18 protein-coding genes and 1 pseudogene are annotated in these 26,099 nt (G+C 34.7%); 1 reads left to right on the top strand and 18 read right to left on the bottom strand.

Features of this window, described 5'->3' with window-relative positions:
• Positions 1-31: 31 nt before the first annotated feature.
• From WG904_RS19165 to WG904_RS19115, 11 genes are all read right to left on the bottom strand, one after another.
• Positions 32-1,090, bottom strand: coding sequence for a Gfo/Idh/MocA family protein (locus tag WG904_RS19165; protein WP_339580967.1), 1,059 nt, complete (start codon positions 1,088-1,090; stop codon positions 32-34).
• Between the two features lie 24 nt (positions 1,091-1,114).
• Positions 1,115-2,158, bottom strand: coding sequence for an L-rhamnose/proton symporter RhaT (locus tag WG904_RS19160; RefSeq protein WP_339580966.1), 1,044 nt, complete (start codon positions 2,156-2,158; stop codon positions 1,115-1,117).
• Positions 2,159-2,160: 2 nt separating this feature from the next.
• Positions 2,161-3,021 carry an amidohydrolase family protein gene (locus tag WG904_RS19155; RefSeq protein ID WP_339580965.1) on the bottom strand — a complete coding sequence of 287 codons (861 nt, stop codon included), beginning with the start codon at positions 3,019-3,021 and terminating at the stop codon, positions 2,161-2,163.
• 6 nt (positions 3,022-3,027) lie between these two features.
• On the bottom strand, positions 3,028-4,176 hold the full coding sequence (locus WG904_RS19150; protein WP_339580964.1) for a CaiB/BaiF CoA transferase family protein: 1,149 nt from the start codon (positions 4,174-4,176) through the stop codon (positions 3,028-3,030).
• Positions 4,173-5,333: a CaiB/BaiF CoA transferase family protein gene (locus WG904_RS19145; protein ID WP_339580963.1), complete on the bottom strand. Its 1,161-nt coding sequence runs from the start codon at positions 5,331-5,333 to the stop codon at positions 4,173-4,175. The genes WG904_RS19150 and WG904_RS19145 overlap by 4 nt, the downstream gene beginning before the upstream one ends.
• Positions 5,320-6,483 carry an extracellular solute-binding protein gene (locus tag WG904_RS19140; protein ID WP_339580962.1) on the bottom strand — a complete coding sequence of 388 codons (1,164 nt, stop codon included), beginning with the start codon at positions 6,481-6,483 and terminating at the stop codon, positions 5,320-5,322. Before WG904_RS19140 ends, WG904_RS19145 begins: the two co-directional genes overlap by 14 nt.
• A 174-nt stretch (positions 6,484-6,657) precedes the next feature.
• A complete protein-coding gene (locus WG904_RS19135; RefSeq protein WP_339580961.1) occupies positions 6,658-8,538 on the bottom strand; it encodes a beta-N-acetylhexosaminidase in 1,881 nt (626 codons plus the stop codon).
• Positions 8,539-8,596: 58 nt separating this feature from the next.
• The gene (locus tag WG904_RS19130) at positions 8,597-10,543 is read right to left on the bottom strand and encodes a galactocerebrosidase (protein ID WP_339580960.1); all 1,947 of its coding nucleotides are present in this window, start codon (positions 10,541-10,543) and stop codon (positions 8,597-8,599) included.
• Positions 10,544-10,561: 18 nt separating this feature from the next.
• Entirely contained in the window at positions 10,562-12,298 is a 1,737-nt protein-coding gene (locus WG904_RS19125; protein ID WP_339580959.1) for an alpha-L-fucosidase, read from the bottom strand.
• 20 nt (positions 12,299-12,318) lie between these two features.
• A complete protein-coding gene (locus WG904_RS19120; RefSeq protein ID WP_339580958.1) occupies positions 12,319-13,962 on the bottom strand; it encodes a RagB/SusD family nutrient uptake outer membrane protein in 1,644 nt (547 codons plus the stop codon).
• 26 nt (positions 13,963-13,988) lie between these two features.
• A complete protein-coding gene (locus WG904_RS19115) occupies positions 13,989-17,120 on the bottom strand; it encodes a SusC/RagA family TonB-linked outer membrane protein (RefSeq protein WP_339580957.1) in 3,132 nt (1,043 codons plus the stop codon).
• A gap of 152 nt (positions 17,121-17,272) precedes the next feature.
• Here WG904_RS19115 and WG904_RS19110 point away from each other — a divergent pair, with 152 nt between their 5' ends.
• Positions 17,273-18,169, top strand: a complete 897-nt coding sequence (locus tag WG904_RS19110; RefSeq protein ID WP_339580956.1) for an AraC family transcriptional regulator — start codon at positions 17,273-17,275, stop codon at positions 18,167-18,169.
• On the opposite strand, the gene WG904_RS19105 is transcribed toward WG904_RS19110, so the two are convergent.
• The 7 genes and pseudogenes from WG904_RS19105 to WG904_RS19075 form a co-directional block, all read right to left on the bottom strand.
• Entirely contained in the window at positions 18,161-19,066 is a 906-nt protein-coding gene (locus WG904_RS19105) for an SMP-30/gluconolactonase/LRE family protein (protein WP_339580955.1), read from the bottom strand. The genes WG904_RS19110 and WG904_RS19105 overlap by 9 nt on opposite strands.
• Positions 19,045-20,634 (bottom strand): aldehyde dehydrogenase (NADP(+)), encoded by a 1,590-nt coding sequence (locus WG904_RS19100; protein ID WP_339580954.1) that lies wholly within the window; start codon positions 20,632-20,634, stop codon positions 19,045-19,047. Before WG904_RS19100 ends, WG904_RS19105 begins: the two co-directional genes overlap by 22 nt.
• Positions 20,635-20,666: 32 nt before the next feature.
• On the bottom strand, positions 20,667-21,842 hold the full coding sequence (gene dgoD, locus WG904_RS19095) for a galactonate dehydratase (protein ID WP_339580953.1): 1,176 nt from the start codon (positions 21,840-21,842) through the stop codon (positions 20,667-20,669).
• A 43-nt stretch (positions 21,843-21,885) separates the two neighbouring features.
• Positions 21,886-23,271, bottom strand: coding sequence for a sugar porter family MFS transporter (locus WG904_RS19090; protein WP_339580952.1), 1,386 nt, complete (start codon positions 23,269-23,271; stop codon positions 21,886-21,888).
• Positions 23,272-23,308: 37 nt separating this feature from the next.
• Positions 23,309-24,277 carry an AraD1 family protein gene (araD1, locus tag WG904_RS19085; protein WP_339580951.1) on the bottom strand — a complete coding sequence of 323 codons (969 nt, stop codon included), beginning with the start codon at positions 24,275-24,277 and terminating at the stop codon, positions 23,309-23,311.
• Positions 24,278-24,289: 12 nt separating this feature from the next.
• Complete coding sequence (locus tag WG904_RS19080; protein WP_339580950.1) at positions 24,290-25,084, bottom strand: SDR family NAD(P)-dependent oxidoreductase; 795 nt, start codon at positions 25,082-25,084, stop codon at positions 24,290-24,292.
• Positions 25,085-25,517: 433 nt separating this feature from the next.
• A pseudogene (locus WG904_RS19075) lies at positions 25,518-26,099 on the bottom strand (GntR family transcriptional regulator); the annotation flags it as partial.

Below are 26,099 nucleotides of genomic sequence, written 5' to 3'. Positions count from 1 at the left end.
CAGGTATTTATGGATGATTGAATAGTCTATGCTACCTTATCAAACCTTCTATTGCAATGCCACTCTGTAAATTAGCAATATAGGCTGCTTCTGTACAAACCATTGTATTTAAGCAGTCTTCTATATTATTGTCAGGTACATATTTTTTATCTTGTACTGCATGAATGATTTCACTCATTGAACCGATAAATGCTTCTGGAAACCAAGAACCTTTAATATCTATACTTTGCCAGATTGCGGACTGTTCATTATTAGTGGTTATATATTCAAATATATCCAGCACTCCATTAGGATAGTCTAATAGAAGTCCCATTTTAATATAAATTGCACCATTAGTTCCTTCAATTTTTATATAAGATTGTTGATGTTTTACACCATATTGATGGCAATGATTAGTTAAAATATTTGCTCTTAAGTAATCACCGTAATCCATACAAATCACTGACCGTACAGATGTTAGTTCAGGCATTTTTGGATGTTTAATCGTCTTTGCGAATACAGTTTTAGGATCACCTAAAAAAGAACGAACCAAATCAATATAATGAATGCTATGATATAGAATTTCCATTCTGGGTAAGCCATATAAAAAATCCCACAAGTGCCATGGTGTTGAAACGTTTATATTAATTTCTATATCATATAAATCCCCTATTTTACCCGCTTCAATTAATTCTTTAGCTTTCAAAATAAACGGTGCATAACGCAACTGAAAATTAACACCTGCTATAAACTTTTTCTTTCTGCATATTTCAGCAATTGCTACTGCCTGTGTCAGATCTTCACCCATTGGTTTTTGTAATAAAATCGCAGCATTTGGTGGAAGTTGTTCTAAAACAGGAATTATACCAGACGCAGGTATTGCTATATCAAAGATTACATTATCATCACTTTCGAAAATTATTTCTTCTATTGATGCATACACTTTCGAAATATTAAATTGCTTTGCAACTTTAAAGGCTTTCTCTATATCCAAATCAAAAATCCCTCTTACAGTAAAGCCTGCTAGATGATATGCGGGCAAATGTCCCGTCTGTACAACCGCACCGGCACCAATAATAATAATTGAAATAGCTGTAGTTTGATTGTTCATGTAAAAAATCTTTTAAAACGAAAATTAGGAACCTAAATAATTACCGTATGTGAGTATGATAACAGCAAATAATAGTACGAGTAATGCCGCAGTTAAAATTCGTATGGTTTTTGGTTTTGCAAAAACCCATTCCTTCATGATCAGACCTACTACTGAACTAAATAACACTAAAATGATCATATGAATTGCCCAGCTGGTAAATTGGTAAGCTCCCAAACGTACATGTCCTAAACCATAAAAGAAAAACTGACAGTACCAGAGTGTGCCTGTAATTATAGCAAGAATATAATTTACCGGCAAAGCAAAGGAAGTGGTACTGCCGGATAGATTAACAAATTCTTTAAACGTTTGATGCTTCTTATGAAGGTATAAACAATATATTAGGGTACTAAAAAAAGCTCCCGTATTAGAAAAGATGTAAATAACGTTTCCACTGTAAACCCCGGCCCCGTATTTATTTGCAATCTCTGCAATGGGTGCTCCCTGGTCTAATGACAAGCCGAAAAAAGCAGAAAGGATTCCTGCAAGAATACATAACGGCAAACCTCTTTTCATATCAAAAACAGCCGTTGTTTTTTCAATCTCGCTCAGATCTTTTTCCTTCATTCTGCCGCTAATTCCGCAGAGTATAATACCAATTATGCCAACAGCAACTCCTGCAAGAATATAAATACCTCCAATTTTATTAAAAACGTTCATAAACTGTCCGTGAATTATTGGGGGCAATAACGTACCTAATACACAAGATATACCAATAGAAAAAGCATAGGTTAGAGAAAAACCGATATATCTGATAGCAATACCAAAAGCAGTCCCCCCAATTCCGTAAGCCGCCCCTAGAACAAATGAACTTAACATTGCACTGCGTGGAGCTTCCTGCAATACTGTTGTAAGTTTTGGAATTGTTATCCAGGCAACAAGCAAAGGAAGTACAAGCCAACAAACAACAGCTTGTGCAAGCCAGTAAGTTTGCCAGCTCCATTGCTTTGTTTTTTTTTGCGGCGTATAACAAAGAGAAGCAGAACCAGCGCCAATTGCATGCAAAATAATTCCTGTAAGAACACTCATTTTTAAGCTTTTAAATTATAAAACAAACTAGCATTAGTACTTAAAACTTGTTTTTGATCAGCTTCATTAAGTAAGCTACCAAGAATATCCTGATAAGCTTGCCATGTTTTAACATAAGATCCGGCCAATAAAGCCACCGGCCAATCTCCACCACAAAAACAATGGTCAATACCAAAATTCTCCAAAGCAAAATTGACGTATGGTTTCAAGTCATCATTCGTCCAATCTGTAAAGTTTCCCGAAGATGTTCCTAACCCGGAAATTTTAGCATAAAATTTTTTGTGACAGGCAGCCTCCTGCATTAATTGACCCCATCGTCCAAATTTTTCTTTTTGAGCTATAGGAGGTTGATTAAGATGATCAAAAACCATGTTTAGGTCTGGTATTTTTTCTGCTACTTTTAAAGCAGTTTCTATATGATTGAGACTGATACCCACTAAATCATAGGGGATTCCTAGTATTGCCAGTTGTGATAAGCTTTCTAAAACAGTTTCCTGTAAAAGCCATGCATCATTAGCTTCATTATGAATAAGATGCCTTATACCCTTTATGTATGGGTTTGCAGCAAAGTCATTTTCTAGTATTCGGGCAGTTGCAACCGGGTCTGTAAGTGGTAGCCAAGCTACAACTCCGTCAACCCAATCATATTTAACAGCTTGCTCGAGCATGTAATTAGTATCTTCAAGATTATTGGCAGCCTGCACTAAAACCCCTCTGGAAACACCTGCAGATTGAATTTCGGGTGTTAATTCATCAAGAAGGTAAGTTCTGTTGAGAATCGTTTTATTCTCATTTAACCAAGAATATTCAACTTTTTGTAAATTCCAGGTATGAACATGTGTATCGATAATTGGGTACTGCATGAAACTCTATTTTAAATCGAATCTGTTATTTATCTCTGTTGTGTGTTCTCCCAATAAAGGAGCCCCAATATCTGATGATAGCAACTGATTATCTATTCTAATCGGACATCTTGTTGTTCTCAACTTATATCCGGCTGAATTAATTACTTCCTGTTCCATTTGAAGGACTTTATAGCCTTCATGCTGAACCAGTTGTTCATAATTTAGTACTTCAGCACACCAGATATCAGCTGGTTCTAAAATATTTAACCAATATTGGGTAGTTTGACTCTTCAAAAGGCCCTTTAAAATCAACTTGATGCTATCTCTCTCGTTAAACCACTCTTTAGGATCCGTCTTTTCTAATAAAGGTTTACAATTAAGAAGTTCACCCAACTGCAAGATGTTCCCCATTGCCAGCGCTATAAAACCATTAGTAGTTTGGTAAATTCCGTAAGGTGCTGCTATGTAAGCATGAGCACTATTCACTGCACTCCGCTGTGGTAAATGATTACCATCATTATAAAAACAAGTCAGTACTTCAAACTGAAAATCAAGAAGGCTTTCAAGCATACTGATTTGTATTTTTGCACCTTTACCATTGGTACCTTTTTGAAATAATGCAGCTAAAATACCTTGGGTTAGCTGAGTACCGGCTAAGATATCAGCTGCAGCTACACCCATAGCTGTAGGCGCATCATTCTGATTGCCGGTTAAGTAAGTAACACCTGATACGGCTTGTAAAAGCAAATCCTGACCTGGCCTGCCTTTCCACGAACCATTTTTACCATAGCCAGATAACTCAGCATAAATAATTGAAGGGTTGATTTTAATTACTTCATCATAAGACAAGCCCAGTCTTTCCATTACACCTGGCCTGAAGTTGTGCATAAATATATCAGCTTTTTGCACTAATTGCTTGATTTTTGCTAAATCATACTCCTCTTTTAAGTCTGCTAAATAACTTTTTTTGTTACGGTTAATAGAATGAAATATAGTAGATTCGCCTGCAACCTTAATATCAGAAACGTACAGGCTCCTGCAAATATCTCCCACAACGGGTTTCTCAATTTTTATTACTTCTGCACCTAAATCAGCCAGCCGTAACGACGCTGATGGGCCGGATAAAAACTGACTGAAATCCAATACTAAAATCCCTTCTAATGGTTTTATCATGCTTTAGCTAGTTTAAATTCATTTGTAAGAGAATCGGTATGCTCACCAAGCTCAGGTGCAGGTTTCTCTGAACTTAAAATATTATCATTCCAACGAATAGGGCATCTTGTTGTAGTAATGGAAGTCCCGGATTTTGTAACAAAAGATTGTTCCATTTTTATAGAACGATACCCTTCATGTTCTATCATCTGCTTCCAATCTAAAACTGGCATACACCATACATCCTTGGGTACAAGTTTAGCTGTCCAAAACTCAGTCGTTTCTTGTTTCAAAAATTGGGTTAATATTAATTTAATTGCATCTCTTTCTTTAAAGACATCTGATTCTTCGAAATTATTTAGTTCCGGACAATCAATTATCTCCGCTATTTTATGGATTGGTGTCATGGCTATAGCAATGAAGCCATCTAATGTTGGATAGATTCCATAAGGGGCACTCAACAGTGGGTGCGCATTATTTAATAAAGAACGTTTTGGTAATTTACCAGAAGCAAAATACGTAGTTAATAGTTCGAATTGAAAATCAAGGATAGATTCCATAAGATTTACTTCTACCAATGCAGGTTTGCCAGTAATATTACGTCTAATTAGGGCAGCCAAAATTCCCTGTACTATATGAGAACCTGCCATAATATCTGCAATTGCTAAACCAAAAGGTGTTGGATTATCCATTTGATTGCCAGTGGTATAAACCAGTCCAGATAAAGACTGAATGAGCAAATCCTGACCTGGCTTGTCTTTCCATGGGCCTTCTGTACCAAATCCGCTAATAGTCGCATAAATTATTTTTGGATTAATTTGAACAACCTTTTTGTAAGAAAGTCCAAGTTTTTCCATAACACCTGGACGAAAATTATGGATTATCACATCTGCTTCTGCAATTAAATTTTTAATTTTTTGTATATCGGCTTCATTTTTTAAATCAGCCGCAAAACTTTCTTTATTTCGGTTAATTGTGTGAAATAATAAAGAACTTTCATCAACCCACAAATTCTTAATTGCAAGTTTACGACATGCATCTCCACCGTTTATTTTTTCAATTTTTATTACCCTGGCACCAAAGTCCGCTAATCTTAATCCTGCGGCAGGACCAGACAAGTATTGACAAAATTCCAATATGATTATATCTTTTAGAGGTAAATCATTACTGTTTTGCATGCTTTATACTTTTTATATACATTACATTGATCGCGTTTAGTACTTCTTTTGGATTACCTCCGTTTTGTAAATACGTTTTAATAGGGTCTCCAGCAATATCCTGGAAGTGCAGGTAACCATTATAACGAGGGCGTACAAAAGCATTATCTATTGTTGGTAGTGTGTTGACGAAATAATTATTTGCGATAATGTTATTCGTCTCGTTTAACCAGGCATTTCTGTTAGCAGGTTGTCCTCCATTTCCGGTGTATAAACCAGTTTGTATGGATGCATCGGCTATCCACTGTACAAAGTCCAGAGCCTCTGGTTGATACTTGCATGATGAAGAAATAGCAATACCAGTTCCTCCTAATGTGGTTTTTAAACGTCCAAAAGAACCAAACCGAATAGTTTCTGTATAGGTTAATATATTTTTTGCATAGCTATCCCGGGAATAATTGGAGTAACCGTATGCAAACGGGCAATACCAATAGTCATCCGTTGTTGTCATAAGTTCTGCAACAGCTATAGGATTGCAATCAAATATTCTTCTATCACATAAATCCCATAAACTATTCATGGCTTCTAATGCTTTCAATCCTATTTCATCATTAACTACTTTTTGCCTCTCTGGGTCTGTAAATGGATGATGACCATAAGCAATACAAAAGCTGTAGAATGCCATTAATGTGTCTATCGGAATGCCCGGAAGTAAAACTTTTCCTTGCTGTGCCAATTCAAGTAATTCTTCCCAGGTATCTGGCACTGTTTGAAGATTTTTATCAAATAAATCTTTTCTAAAACTTGCTACTGGAGCAGCAGCATCAATTGCTAGTGCCCATTGTTTTCCATCATATTCGTAACTGGAATGAGAGTAGCCTATAGAATCTTTAAATTGGGTTTTTAAGTACTGTTCAGTCAAATAATCATCTAATGGCAAAACATAATTACCGTTACTAGCGGTTCCTACCCAAGGATGATCAATTATTAATAGATCATAAACTTTTGTTAATTTATCTATTGGATAATCTGCAAACTCTTGAAGAGTTCTTTTCTTCCAGTTAATCTCTATATGCGGATATAATTCATTATAACGCTGGGCACCCGCAAGTAAGGGAACAATACCTCTCGTATGTCCCCATGTAATGCCATTTAAAACTATCTTTTCCATTTAATTATTTATCGCTGGATATAGAGGAATTATAATTGATCTTAAGCATGTTTTTATCTGCTTATGATTATGAGACAATTGAAAATTTAAATGCTTTAAATAAAAAAGATCTAACTGAATAACATGAAAAACTCATAGCACATCATAAACAATAATCAATGTTGTATTTAAAAGCTACTTTGGAATTTCAATTTTTTGAATATCAACTTTGCTCGCTGTCCCATCTGGATAATACGCTATAGTTTTTAATGTCACAGGATCTGCTACCTCAAATGGTTTAGTATAGCGTTTGTCTTTAGTTGTTGGCTCTAAACCATTTAAAGTGTAATAAATTTTTGGGTTGTAAGCCTGTGTCTCCAGTGATATTAATACTTTCTTTTGCGTACTATCTGCTATTATAGTAGGAGTAACATTAAAGGCACTTTTGCTATAATTAATACCCAATGCATTATATCTTTTATATTGATAGTCCATTCTCTGCTTGAAAGATTCCCAATCCTTTAAATTCTTCTGTGTCCATACTACTTCAGATAATGCCGCTAAACGTGGCATCAACATATATTCAACTTTGGCCTCATCGTAAATGTATTCTGTCCATAAATTAGCCTGTGCCCCTAAAATATAATCACTTTCAGATTTAGATAATGTTTCGGGTGTTGGCTCATATGAATACACTCTTTGTAAAGTGTTTAAACCTCCGATAGCTACTGGCTCTAATGCTGGATTGCCTTGATAATGATCAAAATATAAATGAGAATTAGGGCTCATGATTACCTCATGATTTTGTTTAGCAGCTGCAATACCGCCAGTAACACCTCTCCAAGACATTACAGTTGCATTTGGTGCTAATCCTCCCTCTAATATTTCATCCCAGCCAATAATCCGCTTATTTTTTGTAAGTAGATAATTTTCGATTCTTTTGATGAAATAGCTTTGAAGCTCATGTTCGTCTTTAAGACCTTCCGCTTTTATTCTTGCCTGGCATTTATCACAATGTTCCCACCGTATTTTTGGAGATTCATCTCCTCCGATATGTATAACCTTACTTGGAAACAATTCAATAACTTCAGATAACACATTCTCTAAAAATTGAAACGTTTCCTCTTTTCCGGCGCAAAAAACATCATCATAAACCCCCCAGGTTTTACCGACTGTAAACGCTTTTTCAGTACAAGACAATTCGGGATAAGTTGCTAAAGCAGCCATAGCATGACCAGGCATTTCAATCTCAGGTACGATATTAATAAACCTTTCCTGAGCATACTTAACTATGTCTTTAATTTGTGCCTGTGTATAATAACCTCCGTATCTTTTGTCATTGATTTCAAAAGTATTATCAGCTCTTTTAATCATGGTTCCATCACGCCAAGCACCAATTTCTGTCAATTCTGGATATTTCTTTATTTCTATTCGCCAGCCTTGGTCATCTGTTAAGTGCCAGTGAAAAGAGTTCATTTTATGAAGCGCCAGATGGTCTATAAATCTTTTTATAAAATCAACACTATAAAAATGTCTGCTTACATCAAGCATCATTCCACGCCATTTATACCGTGGTTTATCAACAACCTCTACTGCAGGAATTGATAATTTTTGATTATTATTTTTCCATTGTACCGGCGGGATAAGCTGAAAGACAGATTGCATTCCATAAAATATACCGGGTAATTGATAACCGGATAATGTTATTTTTTTAGGAGCTACAGTTAAATGATAACCTTCTAGACCTAACGTATCTATTCCTTTAACTAAAGTGAGTACTATAGCATTGTCATTAGTAATTTTTTTAGAATTCACCTGAATTTTCAAACTCATTTTTCCTAAATCTTCAATTTGATCTTTTAAGAGTTTAGCTAAACGCATCAGCTCTATGTTGTTTTCATCTACATAGATTACAGTTGCTGAGGATATATCAAACTGCCCAGTTCCTTTAATCAGGCTTAATGGCTTTGGAATAATTTCAGTATCTAAACGTACATTTTGTGTTTGTGCATTGCTGATGGTATAGCCAAAACATACAGAAAAAAATATTAATATTGATTTTATATAGATTTTCATTTTTTTGAATTCAAGCATAAGTTTGTATTGAAAAGTATTATGTATCCTATTAAATTATTTATTTACCGCATGTAGTAATTATAAAATCATCAAAACCGTTAGTGTGGTAACTACTTCCGATTCCTGCTAACCCATGTGTATAAGTATTATCTTTTACTTGACAAAGCTTATTATTATTTATACTCGCAGAAACTGTATCGTTATTCATTTCTAGTTCCACGATATTCCATTCTTTTATTTTACCTTTATATATACCTTCTTTAATCACTTTCGAACCTGCTTTAAGTTCCCAGCTACCATTGCTAAACATTTTGAATACATAGGCTTCCGGCTCTTTATGAGCTCTATGAAGTTCTGTAGCCCTTCCCAATAAAGAAATGTATGACGTACTATCATTTGTTAACATTACATTACAACGAACCCTGTAATTGCTCCAGGTGCTATCTCCTAAAACGGTTTCCAGATAAGTCTTCTCTCCTTCCCATTCTATACCTGGCTGCTTTACCTTTTGCTGTAAAAAATTTCCATTTTTTTTATTGTCAGATACTACTTCAAATGCTCCCCCCTGATCTGAAAAATATTTTGGTGACTTGCCGGGAGACGATGTATTAAAATTATCAGTATAAGGAAATGGAAAAGGCTTTCTCTCGGGAATTATAGTAAAGCCACCTTTTTGCTGTCCTGTAGTGGTTGTTAAAGAATATAAGGATCCTGGTTCTAAGTTTAATTTTACGTTTTTATTATTGATTTCAATAGAAGATACATTAACAAATTCTTTGACATTTACCTTAGATTGCCAAACTTGAAGACTATCAGAAGATACATTAAACGGAAGAGTAACTAAGATTGGTTGGTCTTCTTCAGCATCTATGGTCTCTATAATTAAACTCACATCCTGATTATTTTTGTTTTGAGATATCAGGGTAACATAACTGCCCCCTTTTTCTAAATAACCTGAAGAATTATTTAAATATTTCCATCCCGGTTTTGCAAATTGTGTAGTATGTGCAAAAGCCCATAATGCAGGCTCAATCTCATAAAATCCAGACCAAGGTGTATTAGCTTTCATCATACCTGAATTAGGCAGGGCTAAATTATCATAATAAGAGGTAATAAGGCTCCAGGTTATGTTTTTGGTCATTCGTCCTTCTATATAATCACGGTTAAACATTTTTGCTAAATATTTGAAACCATCCCAATCCCCTTTCCAGGGGCCTCCCTCATTATTCCATAGCGGTACTCCTAAGGCTTTTGCATTATCACTGCTGTTATATGCTTTTTCTTTTTCTGGATAGTGATCCCCAATAACTGCTACAGATTTAAGTAGCTCTTTATCTTTTACCATATCATCAGCAATTTTCCACTGATTTCCACAACATAGATCGGCAGCAACAATTTTCACATTCTGCAATTGAGCAGTATCCAAAGCTTTTCTAAGATCTTTAATCCATTTGATATCATACATTCTTTCATTCCAAACACCGATGTAATCCAAGGAAATTTGATGAAAACGTGATAACCCTTTAATATATCCTATAATATAATCGATATTATCTTTAGAATAATAAACACCATTCCCAATCCATCCCAGAGCTCCCCATTCAAGCGCATCTAAAAAGATTTCAGGATTTCTTTTTTTTGCTTCCTGCATTAGCCAAAATTCATACCCTCTTTCGTAATAAGATAGTTTTGGATTGAGGAGCTCGTCCTTTGTTCTTGCATGACTTGGTTCTGCTCCGCTTGTTGAATTTATATCCCCTCCAATTTCAACTTTAAAATGCTGAAGTGAAGCAGCAAAACCAGGTTTAAAAAGAATATCAAGAATTTGGCTTCTGTAAGGCTCTGGATAATCAATTAATAATCTTGATGAAGCTCCGGCACTTAGAGCACCTAACCCTTCGAATATCCTGCCTTCACTTTTATCATCAACAGTTATATGTTGAACTTGAGCAGATGCAAAAGCACAGAGAAGTATTAAAGTGAGAGTTGCTATCGAATTTTTCATTTATATGTATATGATGATTTATTTTCTCAATAAAAAAGCTTGTATTTTGCCATTTTTAAATGTTTTTGGAACATCAAGTGTAACTGTTATCTCCAAAGACGGTGCAATCCCGGTTAGGTTAAAGTGAACCCTGTCGGGAAATCGCTCGCTTTTTAACAAATACTGATCTGCGTTAACATGATCAAATATTAGATGTTTTTCTATTATTTTTAATCTTTGATCATTTGAAAGGTTATCCAGAAATAAACCTGATTCACTCCAGTCATAAGAAAATTGAGGCTTTTTCGAATCTTCACCTTGAAAAACAAAAGCAACTTCATACGCCTGGGGATCTTTTAAGTATTCCGAAAGATTTAGTTTTAGATTTACTTTTTCTGGAATAGACTTATAGTCCCACTCTCCAACATTTCTAATATTCCAATTATCTTTTACAACAGGGAGATCTATAAGAGGAGTGCCAGTATAATAAGCTTTTAATGATTTAATCTTTGGCTTTCCAATTGAAGAATTTACATTTAATCTGACTTTTGATATCGTTTCTTCAGGAAATTGAATAATTAATTTATGACCAATGGAGGTACCTTCAAATACAGTTTTCCATTGCTTTTGATTGGTTAAAACTTGTACCTTGAAATCTCTAACCCGCTCTCCATAAGCAATATCTTCCATTATTGTAATATGATCTATAACAGTCTTTTTAGGAACATTTAAATCAATAATTTCACCTTCTCCTTTTGTTTCAGCCAATGGATTTCCGAATCTTTTCTTTATTTCGTTTCCAAACTCAGCTAATCTTTCTACATCTTTTTGAGGAATTAGCCCTGTAGTGTCAGGGCTAACATTAATTAAAAAAACAGCACCTCTTCCCACAGAGAAATAATACAGTTTCACAAGCTCTTCTAAGGGTAATACTAAGCTTTCATTTTTTGTAGTCCAGAACCAGTTTGGTCTTCTCAAACTTACATCTACTTCAATCGGTAACCAGGTATCACCATTTGGATCGCTATGACTAGATGTACTGTTACCTGATTGCGCATCAGCTTTTCTAACGGCATTCCAGGCTGGATAAGGAGCAAAGCCCATTTCATTTCCTACCCATCTTATTGTTGCCGCAGAACTTTGAAGTATTACAGCTTCAGGGGCATATTGCTTGATTATGTCCGTGATACTAAAAACTAAGCTACCATCCACCCATACTTCGTGAATGGGGCCGTACTGGGTTAATAGTTCTTTTAATTGAGTTTTATAAATAGTTTCGTATTCTTTCTGAAATTTTTCGTCTCTGGCCTTACCCCCCATCGCAACTTTAAGATACCTGTCTTCAGGACTTAAATAAACACCTAATTTTAAACCATATTTTTTACAGGAAGCCGCCAAATCCTTCATTACATCACCTTCTCCATTTTTCCAAGGGGTGTTCTTTACTCCATATTCTGTAGTATTTGTTTGCCACCAACAGAATCCTCCGGTATGTTTTGCTACGAAAATTATCATTTTTGCTCCATATGATTGAGCAACTTTAGCCCACTGATCTGTGCTCAACTTCGTAGGATTAATCCTGGACAATGGAGTTGACAAGTCGTCATATTCGTGATCCTGCCATGTTGCAGGACCGAAATGAACGAACATTGTCAATTCCATATTATGCCATCTTAATTGTGCCTCTGAGGGCAATGGAAGGTTTTCCGGCTTAATTTGCGATACAGCACTGAAAGTAATAAATAAGAATAGCAAACTGAGAGATAAAAATTTCATATTATATTTTATTTTCTGATTTACCAGTTAGGATTTTGAATAAGTATATCAGGATAAAGGGATATTTCTTTGGTTGGCAAAGGCTGGAGGTAATGTTTATTAGCATCAAAGCGACGGTTTGCTGCGCTTTCCGCTACAAGAAAACCTTGTGCATCTGTTGTGAATAATCCCGAAGAATATGGTGGACGAAGTGCCCATTCTGTTCCAGAGATTTTCACTCCCCTTATTAGCAAGGGTAGCTCGTTTTCAGCCGTTTTCCACCTCCTAAGGTCAAAATATCTTGAATTCTCAAACGCCAGCTCTACGCTTCTTTCCCTTCTTATCTCGGTTCTCATATCTAAGCTATTGGCGGTTACAAATACATTAGTTAACCTAGGCATATTTACGCGTTCTCTCAATAAATTAATAGAAATATCTAAATCAGCATCTGAAATTGCACCAGTTTTTTCAAAAGTTGCTTCAGCATAAATCAGGTAAATTTCAGCAAGTCTTAAGATATGCCAGTCAAAGTTATGTTTACCATAAATTGTATTTCCTGTTACATCTTCAGATGAAAATTTATAGAGCATGTATCCTGTATTTGTATTTCTATTATTATTTACGCCAGGATAATTTGGAGCAGGAGTAGTAGCTGATTGAGTTCTAACCGTTTCTAAACCTGGTAAAGTCAGCGTCATCGTCATTCTCGGGTCTCTGTTCTGAAATTCAGAAGTAAGTGTTGAATATCCTTGGAAGCTGGGAGACTTACTAATAGGTAATCCGTCTTGACTCAAATACAAGTCCGCCAGTTTTTTTGTAGGTACTGTGCTTCCCTGCCCAGCTGTCCAGCCAAAGTCTGATTCTGAAACATCTCTTCTGATCCGGCGATCCAAAATAGTTTCTGATGCATCATTTCCTTCTTCAATAAACAGGTATCTATAGCTTTGATTTCCTTTGCCTTTGAATAAGCTATATTGATTACTTTCCATTACCTTTTTTGCGGCTATTATTGCTGTGTCTAAAAATCCCTCTGAATCAGAATTATTGTGGAATTTATCCCATGTTCCTGCATAAAGTGCAACTTTAGCTTTTATGCCATAAGCAGCTCCTTTTGTTACTCTTCCAATATCAGCACTGCTTAAAGAATTTTTCAGAGGCAAACCAACAGCGGCAGCTTCTAAATCGGCTAAAATGAATTTTACGGTTTCTTCCATAGTAGATCTTTTAGTGTACACTTCCGGATCATTTACATCCAATGTTTTATCTATAATGGGAACTCCACCATACAAGCGAAGCAGTAACCAATAATTATAGGCCCGAAAAAATCTGGCTTCCGCTATCCATCTTTGGATTTCTGAAGTTGCTCCATAATCCTCCGCTTTCTCCAATAAATAATTGCAGCTTCTGATTGCAGCATAGGCCGAGGTCCATGTTGCCGAATTCTCTGGTGCAGTATAACTACCATTACTGACTGGATTCGGGCTATATCCAAAAGCAATGTCGGAGTTATTGTCACCAATATTTGGTTGCTCCAAAGAATTGTAGAAATTGTTTGCAGCCAGCTTAAACTCTTCTGGATTCTTCCAAAATGTAGGATCAGAAATTTGCGACTGGGGAGCTAAATCTAGTTTTTGACATCCATAAGCTAAGCTCAGAAGTGCCACGAAAAATATATTTCTTTTCATTGTATCAATATTATATTATCATTATTTTAGAACTTAACGTTTAGGCCGAAAGAAAAGGTTCTGTAAAACGGATATCCATTTTCAGTAGCATTTTCTTCCGGATCATATGATTTATCCCAAGTTCCTTTACTGAACTCAAAGATGTCCTGCCCACTTAGGTAAAGTCGCAATGTGCTAATCTTAAATTTGTTCAGCATTTTTGGAGAAAAATTATAACCCAACTGTATATTCTTTAAACGCAGATAAGAGGTATTTATTAATTGTAATGTAGATGGTCTATAATTCCAGGAATTTAATCCTGCATCAAAATTAAGTCTTCCTAACTCTGCATCTGGACGAGCAGGGTCCCAAGTCTTGTTATAAAAATATTCAAGAGGTTGCCAGTAAGGCTGTGTAAAGGGATAACTGAATTCACCTACTCTTATCACATCTCTTTTGCCTATTCCCTGAGCAAACAAAGAAAAATCAAACTGCTTGAAAGCTAAATCCAAATTGAATCCGTAACTCCACTGTGGTCGTGGGCTTCCAAGGTATTTCATATCTCCACTTAATCCTTTAGTCCGGTCGCCGAATGCAGTAATAGATCCGTCACCATCTAAATCTCTGTACATTACATCACCAATTCCTAAATTTCCTGGAATCCCCTGCAATTTTTTATACTCGTCTAATTGTGCTTGAGTTTTAATTATTCCATCACTTACGTATCCAAAATAAGAAGCTAAAGGATATCCTTCTCGAGTGTTAACGAAACCTGCGTTGTAAGCATCTTGTCCTCCTAAGTAAGTAAGCTTGTTTGTATTATTAGAGACATTTCCCCTTACACCATATTGAAATTGGCCTATTTTATCTCTCAAACCCATACTTAATTCAAAGCCCTTAGTTTTTAGCCTTCCTGCATTACTAGCTGGAGGATTTGCCCCTAATGTAGCTGGAAGGGTAATATTTACCAGCATGTTCTTGTTTTCTTTTGTGAAATAATCAAAACTCAACTCGAATTTGGATCTAAAAAAAGCCATATCAACACCTATATTTCTTGATTCAATTTCTTCCCAGGTTCTGGACGGAGAAGCGAATCCTGCAAGTGAAGCAGACGTCGTAGGTGTATTTGTTGTACCAAATGGATATCTACCGCCAACATTAATGAGTTGAATGTAATCGTAATATCCAAAAGCATTTATTTCTTGGTTTCCTGATAGTCCCCATGAGCCTCTCAACTTCAAATTATTAAAAACATTTAATTTTTTAACAAAGTCTTCTTCTGATAGTCGCCAGGCTAAAGATACCGCAGGAAAAACAGCACTCCATCGTTTATCCGGAGAAAATCTGGAACTACCATCTATACGAGCAGTCGCATCGATTAGATATTTACCTTTGAAAGAGTATCCAAACCGAGAAAAATATGAGTTAAGTGCGAATCCAAAAGCGTTGCTGTTGTTAGAAATATTAGCAATATTACTTTTGTCTGCTAAGTTTAAAGTAAATAAGTCATTGCTTATAAAATTTCTGCCCGCAGCATAGACATTAGAAAAGTCAGATTGCTCATAACTTGAACCTACCATCAGGTTGAAATCATGATTTTTATTTATTGTCGTATTGTAATCTAAATAACCTGTAAAATTTTTATAAATATTCTTTGAATTATCATAAGAGGCCGAATTTGGGTTGTTTATAACATCTGGATTCAAAGTGTCATCATAGTTATAGCTCTGGAAGAAACGATAGTTTGCATTATCATCGCTGCGTAGTACGTTTATACCGGCTTGCGTTACCAGTTTTAATCCTTTTACTATATCATAATTCAGCTTAAAATTTGTTAAAATCTTATCATTTGTGCTTTCTCTCCTTCCGCCTTCTGATATCAGCTGTAAAGGATTCACAAATCCCTGGTATCTATAATAGTTCCCAGATGGCGTATATACAGGAGCAAATTTAAATAATCGCACTGTCCAGTTTAAAGTAAAATCCTGCATAGAAGGTTCTGTAGTATTAAGACCTTCATACGAGAACCGTGTTTCTAAATTTAGCTTATTTGAAATCTTAAAGTTTAAATTAGAGCGAAGATTATATCTGTCTGATTTATTATTCCCTACTTTATAAACACCATTAGTAGTTAAATATCCTCCTGAAAAATAATACTGAAGATTATCATTACCTCCACCAACTGTTATGTTGTGGTTTTGTTGAGGATTAGTACCATATAGTATATCATTCCAATTAGTCGTAGTATAAAACAAAGGATACGACTCTAGATAAAGTATTTTTCCTACAGGACTGGGATTTGGATCATTAGCTCTCGCCTTCTCCAAATCACTTTCGGTAAATGGTTGGGGATTTCCAGCATTTTTTGATGCTTCATTATACATCTCATACAACTGAGGCGTTGTTGTAGATTTTTTTAGAAAACTGGGCACTTTTAGAGCTAGATTAGAAGTATAGGTTACTGATAACTTTTCGTTATTTCCTGATTTAGTAGTAACTAACACAACTCCGTCAGCTGCTCTGGCGCCGTATATTGCCGCAGAAGCGTCTTTTAATACTGATATAGATTTAATATCGTTAGGATTTAATGAACTCATATCACCAACAATTCCGTCAATTAATACTAGCGGGTTGTTACCATTAATCGAAGAAGCCCCTCTAATTTCAAAAGCATAGTTTTCTCTACCTGGAGCACCACTTGATCTGGTAACTGTTAATCCAGGCACCACTCCTTGTAATCCATTTAATGTATTGGTAATGGGTCGATCTTGAAAAGTACTTTCATTAACAGTGGTAATTGCTCCTGTCAAAGTTGCTTTTGATCTGCTGCCGTATCCAACAACTACAACTTCGTTTAAGGAAGCGGTATCTGAGACCATAGTAACATTCAATGTATTTCTACTGTCTACTAATATCTCAGTTGATCTAAAACCTAAATAATTAAAAATTAACGCCCCATTACTAGGTACATTAATTATATAGGAACCGTCAGCAGATGTTTGAGTTATCACATTGCCGTTTTTCACGCTAACAGTTACACCTGGTAAAGGTATCTTCTGTTCGTTTGTAACTTGTCCCTTTACAGAGATGGGTGTTTGTGCAATCAAATCATGACTTAAAAATAAAATCAAGGTGATTACTAAAGAACCCCTAATTCGAAAGAGTAAATAATACTTCATATTTTTTTTGGTTTAAGTTGATAGTGTAAACTTCTGCGTTTTTTAAGTCAAAAAGATTGATATTTTTTTTAAAAAAATGGATAATTTTTCGATTTATTATCTAATTTCAATATTTAAAGTTACTTACGTATAATAATACTTTAGGAGTAATAATGATTAGAAAAAAGGAAGGATTTAAGGGTCAAGAAGCGATAGCTTTACCCAGAAAAGTTTTACAACAATGTGTTAATAATCCTTTAATAGGTAATTTATTTATTACATGGATAGGATATTATCCTAAAGCCAAATTTCATTTCAGACAGAGGAAACATGGAATTCAAGAGCATATCATAATATATTGTGTAGACGGAAAAGGGGATGCATTTATAGAGGGTAAAAAAATAAAAATTATGCCTTCTGACTATCTTATTCTTCCTGCTGGAAAAACACATCAATATTCCTCATCACTGGAAAATCCATGGAGCATTTATTGGTTTCACTTTAAAGGAGAAGGTTCTGACATTTTAGTAGATATATTATATAAGAGAATGCTAGCAGGAAATAACAACCAATTGATTAGTGATGACCTGATAGCAATTTTTAAAAATATTTATAAGAATCTTCAATTAGGATACAGCCTAGACAAGCTTATCTACATGCATATGAAAGCTAGTCATTTTTTGAGTTTATTCATTTATCCAGAAAAACCAAATAATTTATATTACGAACAAAAAAAAGATGTTTTTGACATAGTAATTCTTTTTCTTAAAGAGAATATTAGCAAGAGTCTGTCATTAGAAGAAATTGCGGAAGTTGCAAATCTTTCAACAGCGCATTTCTCCACATCTTTTAAAAAAAGTACTGGTTTTTCACCTATAGAATATTTTAATCATTTAAAAATGCAGAAAGCTTGTCAACTGCTTCAATTTACAAACCAAAGAATAAATGAGATAGCTAACCAAGTTGGAATTGAAGATCCTTACTATTTTTCCAGATTGTTTAATAAAATCATGGGAGTTGCTCCTAAAGAATATAGAGATAAAATAGAGTTTAAAAAACCATTATTGTAATCTTTTGTGTTGAATTCCCTTTATCTCAAATACATATCCAGTTTTCGGATTTTTATCGATGATTTCTTTTGATACGCCTATTGAAGCACTGGTTATATATAATATATCATCATCCTTATCACAAAAAACTCCTTTTGTTAGATTCCAGGCTGGCAACTGTATGGTATATTTTAATATACCCTCGTTACTAAAACATCGGAATTTATTACCACCAAACTCTCCAATCCAAAGGTTTCCATTACGATCAGTTATAATTCCGTCAGGGTAAGAATCTAATTGGCTCCAGTCTATTAACAATTTTTTATTTTCTGTTTTTCCTTCATGAACTATTTGAGAGCAGTAGATTCCTTTTTTATGGATGTTGTTACCCACTGTTTCTACAGTATATAAGAAACGGCAATCATTACTGACTGCTGGTCCATTTGCTACTGTATAGTTTTTGTCAACCTGAGTTCTTTTTAAATTTTTGTCATAGTAATAATAGCAGCCAACTTTTTCTGTACTGTTCATATCCATTGAACAAGCCCAAATACCACCATGATTATCAATAATACCATCATTAAACCTTACGTTTTCAAGCCCTTCATTTATTTTGTCAATCCTAATAACGGTTGTGGTACCATCTTTATTTAAATCAATATAATGTAAACCAGATCTTAAGCCTGCAATCAACTTGCTTTCCTTATTAATGATTAAGAAACCTATATACTCTGGAGTTTCCCATTTGGTTATTTCATGAGTAAAAGGATCATACCTGTAAATTTTACATTCCAAAATATCTACCCAGTATAACAAACTTTTATTGTAGTCCCACATAGGCCCCTCGCCCAGTATACACCTAAAATCGGAAATACAATTAACCGTTAGATTATCTATTAACATGGTTCTTTTGTCCATTTTCCGTTTACTAACCTTAGGATATTTAATGGATTTTCATTTTTTAATTCATCAGCAAGAAATTGCTGGGGAAAATCCTGAAATGCAACAGGGGCAACAAAACGCTTAATAGCAGCTGAACCAACCGAAGACGCTTGTCTATTAAAACTAGAAGGAAATGGGCCACCATGGTTCATTGCATGACATACCTCAACACCGGTAGGATATCCGTTAAACACGATTCTTCCAGATTTTTCTTTTATAATATTTACAAGATCTTTGATAATTGATTCATCATCTGAACTAGTTGAATGAAGGCTACAAGTTAGTTGCCCTTTCAAAGATTTAACAATATTCTTAAGTTGAATAATATTTTCGCTTATTACAATAGTTGTAGAGGGTCCAAATATTTCTTCTGTGTAAATATTGTCTGCCAGAAAGTCTTTAGCTTTGATAATAAAGGCATTGGGTTTAACTTTATTGTGAGGTAAAACTGAGTCTTTATCTGAATGAGTAATGATTTCAACATCATCTATCAATGAGATGTTTTGTATACTTTTGTTATAAGAATCACATATCGTTTTATTAAGCAGGGTGTAAGAGGAGAACTGTAAAAGCTGGTGTTTAAACTCTGTTATAAAATCAGAAGCTTCTTTACTATCAACTAAAAGTATAAGACCAGGATTTGTACAGAATTGGCCCCCACCTAAAGTAACTGATGCTGCAAGATCTTTCGCAATTTTAACCCTATCGTGTAAAATTGCACCTTTCATTATAATTAAAGGGTTAATTGAACTCATCTCTGCATAAATAGGAATAGGCTCTTCACGCTTTAGTACAGCATCTTGTAATAGCATGCCTGCTTTAAAAGAGCCGGTAAAAGCAACAGCTTTGATAGCCAAATATTGAACAAGTGCCACGGCCTTTTCATTTGAAAGATAAAGTGAAGAAAAAACTCCTTCTGGAAGTTTATTCTTTTTTGCCGCTTTGACTATAGCTTTCGATACTAAGGCATGCGTTCCCGGATGAGAAGGATGCGCCTTGATTATTACGGGACATCCCGCAGCTAAAGCTGATGCAGTATCGCCCCCGGCAGTAGAAAAAGCCAGTGGAAAATTACTTGCTCCGAAAACCGCAATCGGCCCAATGGGAAACAACATGCTTCTAATATCTGGTTTCGGTACAGGAGTTCGTGTAAGATCAGAAGTATCTATCGTAACATTTCTCCACCAGCCAGCATTAACAAGCTCTGCAAAAAAACGAAGCTGATTACATGTTCTACTTCTTTCACTAACGATTCTTTCCTTTGGATAACCTGTTTCTTCATGACATCTCTGAATTAAGAGATCTCCTAAGTTCATAACTTCATCCGCAATATCATTTAAAAATGCAGCTTTAATAAAAGATGAAGTATTTTTATACTCATCAAAAGAATTTATAGCAAATGTTATGGCTAAGTCCATTTCTTCTTGAGTAGCATAATAAAACTCTTGTGGCAAATCACCATCAACAACAGGTGAATATGCTTTAAAGAATTCTTTTCCCAGCGAACTTGTACTGTAGCCTATAAAATTAGATCCATCCAGCATACTTGAATTATTTTAAATATTAATTTTTTATATTACCAATTCACTATTGTTCCATCATCTATGGTAGCGGCTTGAATTACTTTTACAGGTTCCTGTTTGAAAGGATATTTTTTCGCCAGTTCTTCGTTAACTTCAATGCCTAATCCTGGGCGTTTCGGTGCAGATACATATCCGTTTGAACATAAGGGCTGGCCTTCAACTATATCGTAAAACCAAGGCACTGCATCCATTTTTTCCTGAATAACAAAATTTGGAATTGCGGTATCGTAATGAATAGCAGCTGTTCCAGCAATGGGCCCTAATGGATTATGTGGAGCTATACCTACACCTGCAATTGCAGCAAGAGCCGCTATATTCATTGCTTCTGAAAATCCACCGCAATGGCAAAGGTCAGGTTGAGCAATATCAATTAACCTATCTTTTAATAGTGGTTCAAATTCTGAAAATGAAATTAGTCTTTCTCCAGTTGCAAGCGGGCAATTTATTTTACTTTTTATCTCACGTAAAGATGAGACATGTCCTGGTTGTAATACCTCTTCTACAAAGAAGGGATTAAAGGGTTCTAATACTTTTATAAACTGCACAGCTGCACTTACTGAACCAGGCCGACCATGGAAATCTACCATGATATCAACCTCATCACCGACTGCGTCTCTAAGTTTACCCATCATACTTTCTACATGACGAAATTCTTTTACAGATGCGGTATAATTTACATATGGTATAAAAACAACTTTTAAGGCATCATAACCTTTATCTATAACTTCTAAGGCTTTATCTACAATAGTCCCTGCTTCTAAACTCGAATAAACAGATTCACTATCTCCCATTCCCAAATGCGTATAAACTCTTATTTTATCGCGTACTTTACCCCCTAAAAGCTGCCAGACCGGTACATTCAGTGATTTTCCAAGTATATCCCAAAGTGCTATTTCTATTCCACTAATAGCAGTTTTACCGATTACGCCAAGTTTCCAAAAACTATGTTTATTCATAATTTCTGATAAGCGAGTAATCTCTCTCGGATCTTTGCCTATAAGTAGGGGTTTAAGGTCTTCAATGGTCCCAGCCACGCCTCTTGTTTTCCATTCCAATGTAGCTTCTCCCCAACCAAATAATCCTGGTTCGGATGTTAGAATCTTTACAAAGATCCAATTTCGCATTTCAGCATTTACTACAAAAACTTTTATATCGGTTATTTTCAACATCTATTTAATTTATTTGCGAAAATCTGCTTTTTAAAAAGTACGATTAAGATTTTTTAAGGATGATATTTTCTATCTCTTCTAATGATTTGCCCTTAGTTTCAGGTACATATCTCCAAACAAAATATGTCCCTATTAAATTAAAAAAACCGAAAATAATAAAGTTCACAGAAGGGCTCACCTTAAGTAAATAAGGAGAAATTAAAACAACAATAAAACATGAAAGCCACAGGAGTGCCGAAGCCAAAGACAATGCTTTTACACGGATATAATTTGGAAAAATCTCTGACAAAACAACCCAAGTTACTGGGGCCAATGTAAACGCATATGTAGCAATAAAACCCATTACAAAAAAAAAGACTAATCTGCCATCAACTAAGTCATTACTAAATGACCAGCTAAGCATAAAAAGAAAAAAAGACATAAATAATGTACCTATAAAAAGTAATTTTTTCCTACCGACAAGATCTATTAAAAAAATAGATAATATAGTAAAAAGGAAAAACACAAGACCTACAAAAACCGCATTTAGTAAGCCATCCTCTAGATTAATATTTGCTTTTAAAAAAATCACCTGTAAGTAGGCCGTTATGTTATTAGATCCACAAAATTGTTGTAAGACTGCCAAGCCACATCCGATAAATAGAACAGGTGCAATTCTTTTATCAAAAAGGTCCATCAAAGTACCTTGTTTTGAGTTTAAGCGAATTGAGTTTTCAATACCTGTTAACTCTCTTTCAACAAATTCCTGATTTCCTATAGTTTTTAATATTCTTTCTGCTGCATCCCTGGATTTCTTTTTCATAAGCCATCTTGGACTTTCTGGGATAAAAAACAGCATAGCAATAAATGCTGCTGATGGGATAAAAGCAAACCCGAACATCAATCGCCAGTTCTCCGGTTTATTAATATCGCCAAAATAAAAACAAACTACACTTGCGAGCAGAATTCCTAATATAATCATGAGCTGATTTAAAGAAACCATTTTACCCCGCATTTTACCAGGAGCTATTTCAGCAATATACATTGGAGATAGCACTGAAGCAGCACCAACACCTGCGCCTTGAAAAAATCGCCATAAAGCAAGATCAAATGTATCTTTAGCAAGCACAATCCCTAATGTTGTTATTAGAAATGAAAGAGCTGTTAATTGAAGAGACTTTTTTCTTCCTATTCTATCAGCTATCATAGAGATTAATAATGCGCCACTCATACAACCCAATTCAAAAATTGCAACAACCCAACCTAAAGCAAACCCCTCCAATGAGTATTGGATCTGTATAAAAGGTATTACTCCTGTTATTACTCCTAGTTCAAAGCCAAACATAAACCCACCCATAGTAGCAATGATGCTAATGAATATGATGTAAAGCCTGTTAAATTCCTCAGCTTTGGGATTTCCAGAAATATTTAATATCCTTTCTTCATTCATAAGAATTATTAGTATAGAACTTTAAACGATATATAAATCAATTAACTTCCTCATGTAAAGAATTGATTAGTGGCCGGCCCATATGTTCAGCTTCGATTTTAAAAACATCTCCCCCGAGAACTTTGATATCATCAGTAAAACTTAAAACAGATGTTCCAAAAAAATGGACATGTACATCTTTTGGCTGCCTAAAAAGATCATATTTAAAGTTGTGGTATTCTAAATTAGCTATGTTATGACTCATGTTATCTTCGCCCGTTAGGAACTCTTTCTCCCAGATTACTTTATTATTTCGTATGATTTGGGTAGTTCCTTTTATATTACCAGGTAAGTCATCAAGTAGCAATTCTGGACCAAATGAACACTGTCTTAATTTGGAATGTGCGAGATACAAGTAGTTCATTTTTTCCATCTTATGATCAGAAAATTCATTAGCAAGAGAAAAACCTATTCTACAAGGTTTACCTTTTGAATTTATAATGTAAAGCCCAGCAATTTCTGGTTCCTCACCACCATCCAGAGCAAAAGAAGGAAGTGAAAGAGGATTACCAGAAGCTACAGCCGTTAACCCATTCCCTTTATAAAACCACTCTGGTTGAACACCTGGTTTAGAATCTTTAAATTTTCCATTCATTACCCCTTCCTGATAGATTTTGATGGAATCTGTTTGCTGGTTTACAGAATTCCCATTAGCTTGAGTATGCATTTCATCTCTTGACTTGGCACTACCTAAATGGGTTAAACCAGTTCCAGTAATCCAGGTATGATAAGGATCAGGATGATCAAGAGGAACTAATACCCTATTTTCATTAATAATAATTTCATAATCTTCACGATCTGAAGTCGTAAGCTTAGAAATTGCATCTTTAATTTTTAAATTATTTTTCTCAGCAAAGAAAAATAATTCATAAGTTGAATAGACATGATCAAGCGAAAAAATGCTATTATCTTCAACAATTCCAACTCTTCTTACTTTTTTTTTATTTACAAATTGTATGATTCTCATATATTCAACTTATTAACAATCCATCATTATTGCTGCTTGTCCACCATCTATTAAATAAGTTTGTCCGGCTGAAAAAGCAGCATATTTACTCGCTAAAAACACGAACCATCCTCCAATTTCTTCAGGTGTTCCTAATCTTTTCATTGGGTAAGATTCGATTATTTTTGACTTTAATCGCTGAGGATCCGGAAAACTTTTGAACCATTCATCAGCTAATCTGGTCTCAACAAATCCTGGTGCGACCCCTACAGTTCTTATTCTAGGGCTCCATTCAACTGTTAAAGTTTGTATTAATGCTTTTAGCCCGGTTTTAGCAACATTATATGGAAAGCTTCCGGCAGTCGTATTAAATGCATGACATGAGGCATTAAAAATAATAACTCCCTCTCCATTTTTTTCAAGATATGGTTTGCATAAAAGTGCAATATTCCAGTGAGACTCAAGGTTTAGTTTTATATTATAGTTCCAGTCTTCAGTACTACAATCTTTGGCACCTTTATAAACATTGGTGCCTGCATTAGATGCTAATATATCTATTGTTCCAAAGTGCTGAATTGTCTTATCTACAAAATTTTTCAACTCCAGTGAGTTTATAACGTTAGCCTGAACATACAAGGGAAGCCTGCCGGATTCATTTTGGACCTCAGTTATAAAATTTTGAACTCCTGGATCACTATGATCCTCTAATGAACAACCAGCTATATTTGCATTAGCTTTCGCAAACATTTTAGCTATTATTGTTCCTATTCCCGAAGAAACTCCTGTAATAATTACTGTCTTATCAGATAAATCTATATTGAAGGCCATATATTAATTTAATATTTGAATATCTGATAAACACATAAGGTATATCTGATATTTTATATCTTCTTTGTTGGATAAAAGTCTAATATTTCCTGAAAAAAAAGATTAAATATTATTTTGAAAAGATGGACAATAATTCGACAATCTGATAATCTCTTACATACAACATTTGATGAACGTTCTTCAAATGTATATTTAGTAAGCTTTTGCTGATTAGCTATCTTCTTTTTTAATGGGAGAATATTTTTAGTTACTAGGTAAAAGGATTATTCTTAGATAAATAACTCTATCAAATGTAACTTTGACAGAATTGTTCGGCTAAATTTCAAATACTAAGAAAATCAATCTGTTTTCAAATGCACTCTTAAATATTTTAATAATTTCATCTATAGAGTATTTCATGCTCAGACTAAAATCTAATCAAATAGCAAAATTATTAAAGCGACTCTCTTAATTTTAGTTGAAAAGGAATTTCTAACTGCATTGTATGTGATTCTGCAATTACTTTTGCAGCCATCTCGCCCATTTGTTTAAAGTTGGTAGATATAGTTGTTATTCCGCTTAAAAGAATTCTCTTTATTGGCGTTTCATTATACGAGATGAGTCCTATGTCTCTACCCAATACATAATTTAATGAAGTTATATTATCAATTAATGTGATTAAGTCGTCTTCCATCAAATTGATATAAGCGTCGCCTTTTCTAATTTGATTGTACTCTACAGCAGAAACTATATTGTAATTAATTGAGAATTGTATACAAAATCGAGTAAAACCGTATAGAATTTCCTTAGGCAAATAACTCTCTTTAGGAAATATTATTTTTAAAGTATGATATTTTCCGAGAACTTCCTTTGCTTCAACAAGTGCAGTATAAATATCTTTTTCGAAATTTTCGTAAACCGCGGAATAATTACCCTCTATTCCAGGTATATTTTTATCTAAAAGAATTAGTTTCTCAGAAGGTAAGGCATTTAGAATTTTGCATGCTTCCTTAGCACCGTATGTAAAGTGGGGGAT

It is taken from the genome of Pedobacter anseongensis, from assembly GCF_037482965.1.
In the GTDB taxonomy this organism is placed as follows: Bacteria; Bacteroidota; Bacteroidia; order Sphingobacteriales; family Sphingobacteriaceae; genus Pedobacter; species Pedobacter anseongensis.
This window is presented reverse-complemented; position numbering and strand designations above follow the sequence as displayed.

Bases quoted from the DNA above. Each gene is read 5' to 3' on its own strand.
- WG904_RS19165 (WP_339580967.1), bottom strand. From the start codon at position 1,090: ATGAACAATCAAACTACAGCTATTTCAATTATTATTATTGGTGCCGGT.
- WG904_RS19160 (WP_339580966.1), bottom strand. From the start codon at position 2,158: ATGAGTGTTCTTACAGGAATTATTTTGCATGCAATTGGCGCTGGTTCT.
- WG904_RS19155 (WP_339580965.1), bottom strand. From the start codon at position 3,021: ATGCAGTACCCAATTATCGATACACATGTTCATACCTGGAATTTACAA.
- WG904_RS19150 (WP_339580964.1), bottom strand. From the start codon at position 4,176: ATGATAAAACCATTAGAAGGGATTTTAGTATTGGATTTCAGTCAGTTT.
- WG904_RS19145 (WP_339580963.1), bottom strand. From the start codon at position 5,333: ATGCAAAACAGTAATGATTTACCTCTAAAAGATATAATCATATTGGAA.
- WG904_RS19140 (WP_339580962.1), bottom strand. From the start codon at position 6,483: ATGGAAAAGATAGTTTTAAATGGCATTACATGGGGACATACGAGAGGT.
- WG904_RS19135 (WP_339580961.1), bottom strand. From the start codon at position 8,538: ATGAAAATCTATATAAAATCAATATTAATATTTTTTTCTGTATGTTTT.
- WG904_RS19130 (WP_339580960.1), bottom strand. From the start codon at position 10,543: ATGAAAAATTCGATAGCAACTCTCACTTTAATACTTCTCTGTGCTTTT.
- WG904_RS19125 (WP_339580959.1), bottom strand. From the start codon at position 12,298: ATGAAATTTTTATCTCTCAGTTTGCTATTCTTATTTATTACTTTCAGT.
- WG904_RS19120 (WP_339580958.1), bottom strand. From the start codon at position 13,962: ATGAAAAGAAATATATTTTTCGTGGCACTTCTGAGCTTAGCTTATGGA.
- WG904_RS19115 (WP_339580957.1), bottom strand. From the start codon at position 17,120: ATGAAGTATTATTTACTCTTTCGAATTAGGGGTTCTTTAGTAATCACC.
- WG904_RS19110 (WP_339580956.1), top strand. From the start codon at position 17,273: ATGATTAGAAAAAAGGAAGGATTTAAGGGTCAAGAAGCGATAGCTTTA.
- WG904_RS19105 (WP_339580955.1), bottom strand. From the start codon at position 19,066: ATGGACAAAAGAACCATGTTAATAGATAATCTAACGGTTAATTGTATT.
- WG904_RS19100 (WP_339580954.1), bottom strand. From the start codon at position 20,634: ATGCTGGATGGATCTAATTTTATAGGCTACAGTACAAGTTCGCTGGGA.
- dgoD (WP_339580953.1), bottom strand. From the start codon at position 21,842: ATGTTGAAAATAACCGATATAAAAGTTTTTGTAGTAAATGCTGAAATG.
- WG904_RS19090 (WP_339580952.1), bottom strand. From the start codon at position 23,271: ATGAATGAAGAAAGGATATTAAATATTTCTGGAAATCCCAAAGCTGAG.
- araD1 (WP_339580951.1), bottom strand. From the start codon at position 24,277: ATGAGAATCATACAATTTGTAAATAAAAAAAAAGTAAGAAGAGTTGGA.
- WG904_RS19080 (WP_339580950.1), bottom strand. From the start codon at position 25,084: ATGGCCTTCAATATAGATTTATCTGATAAGACAGTAATTATTACAGGA.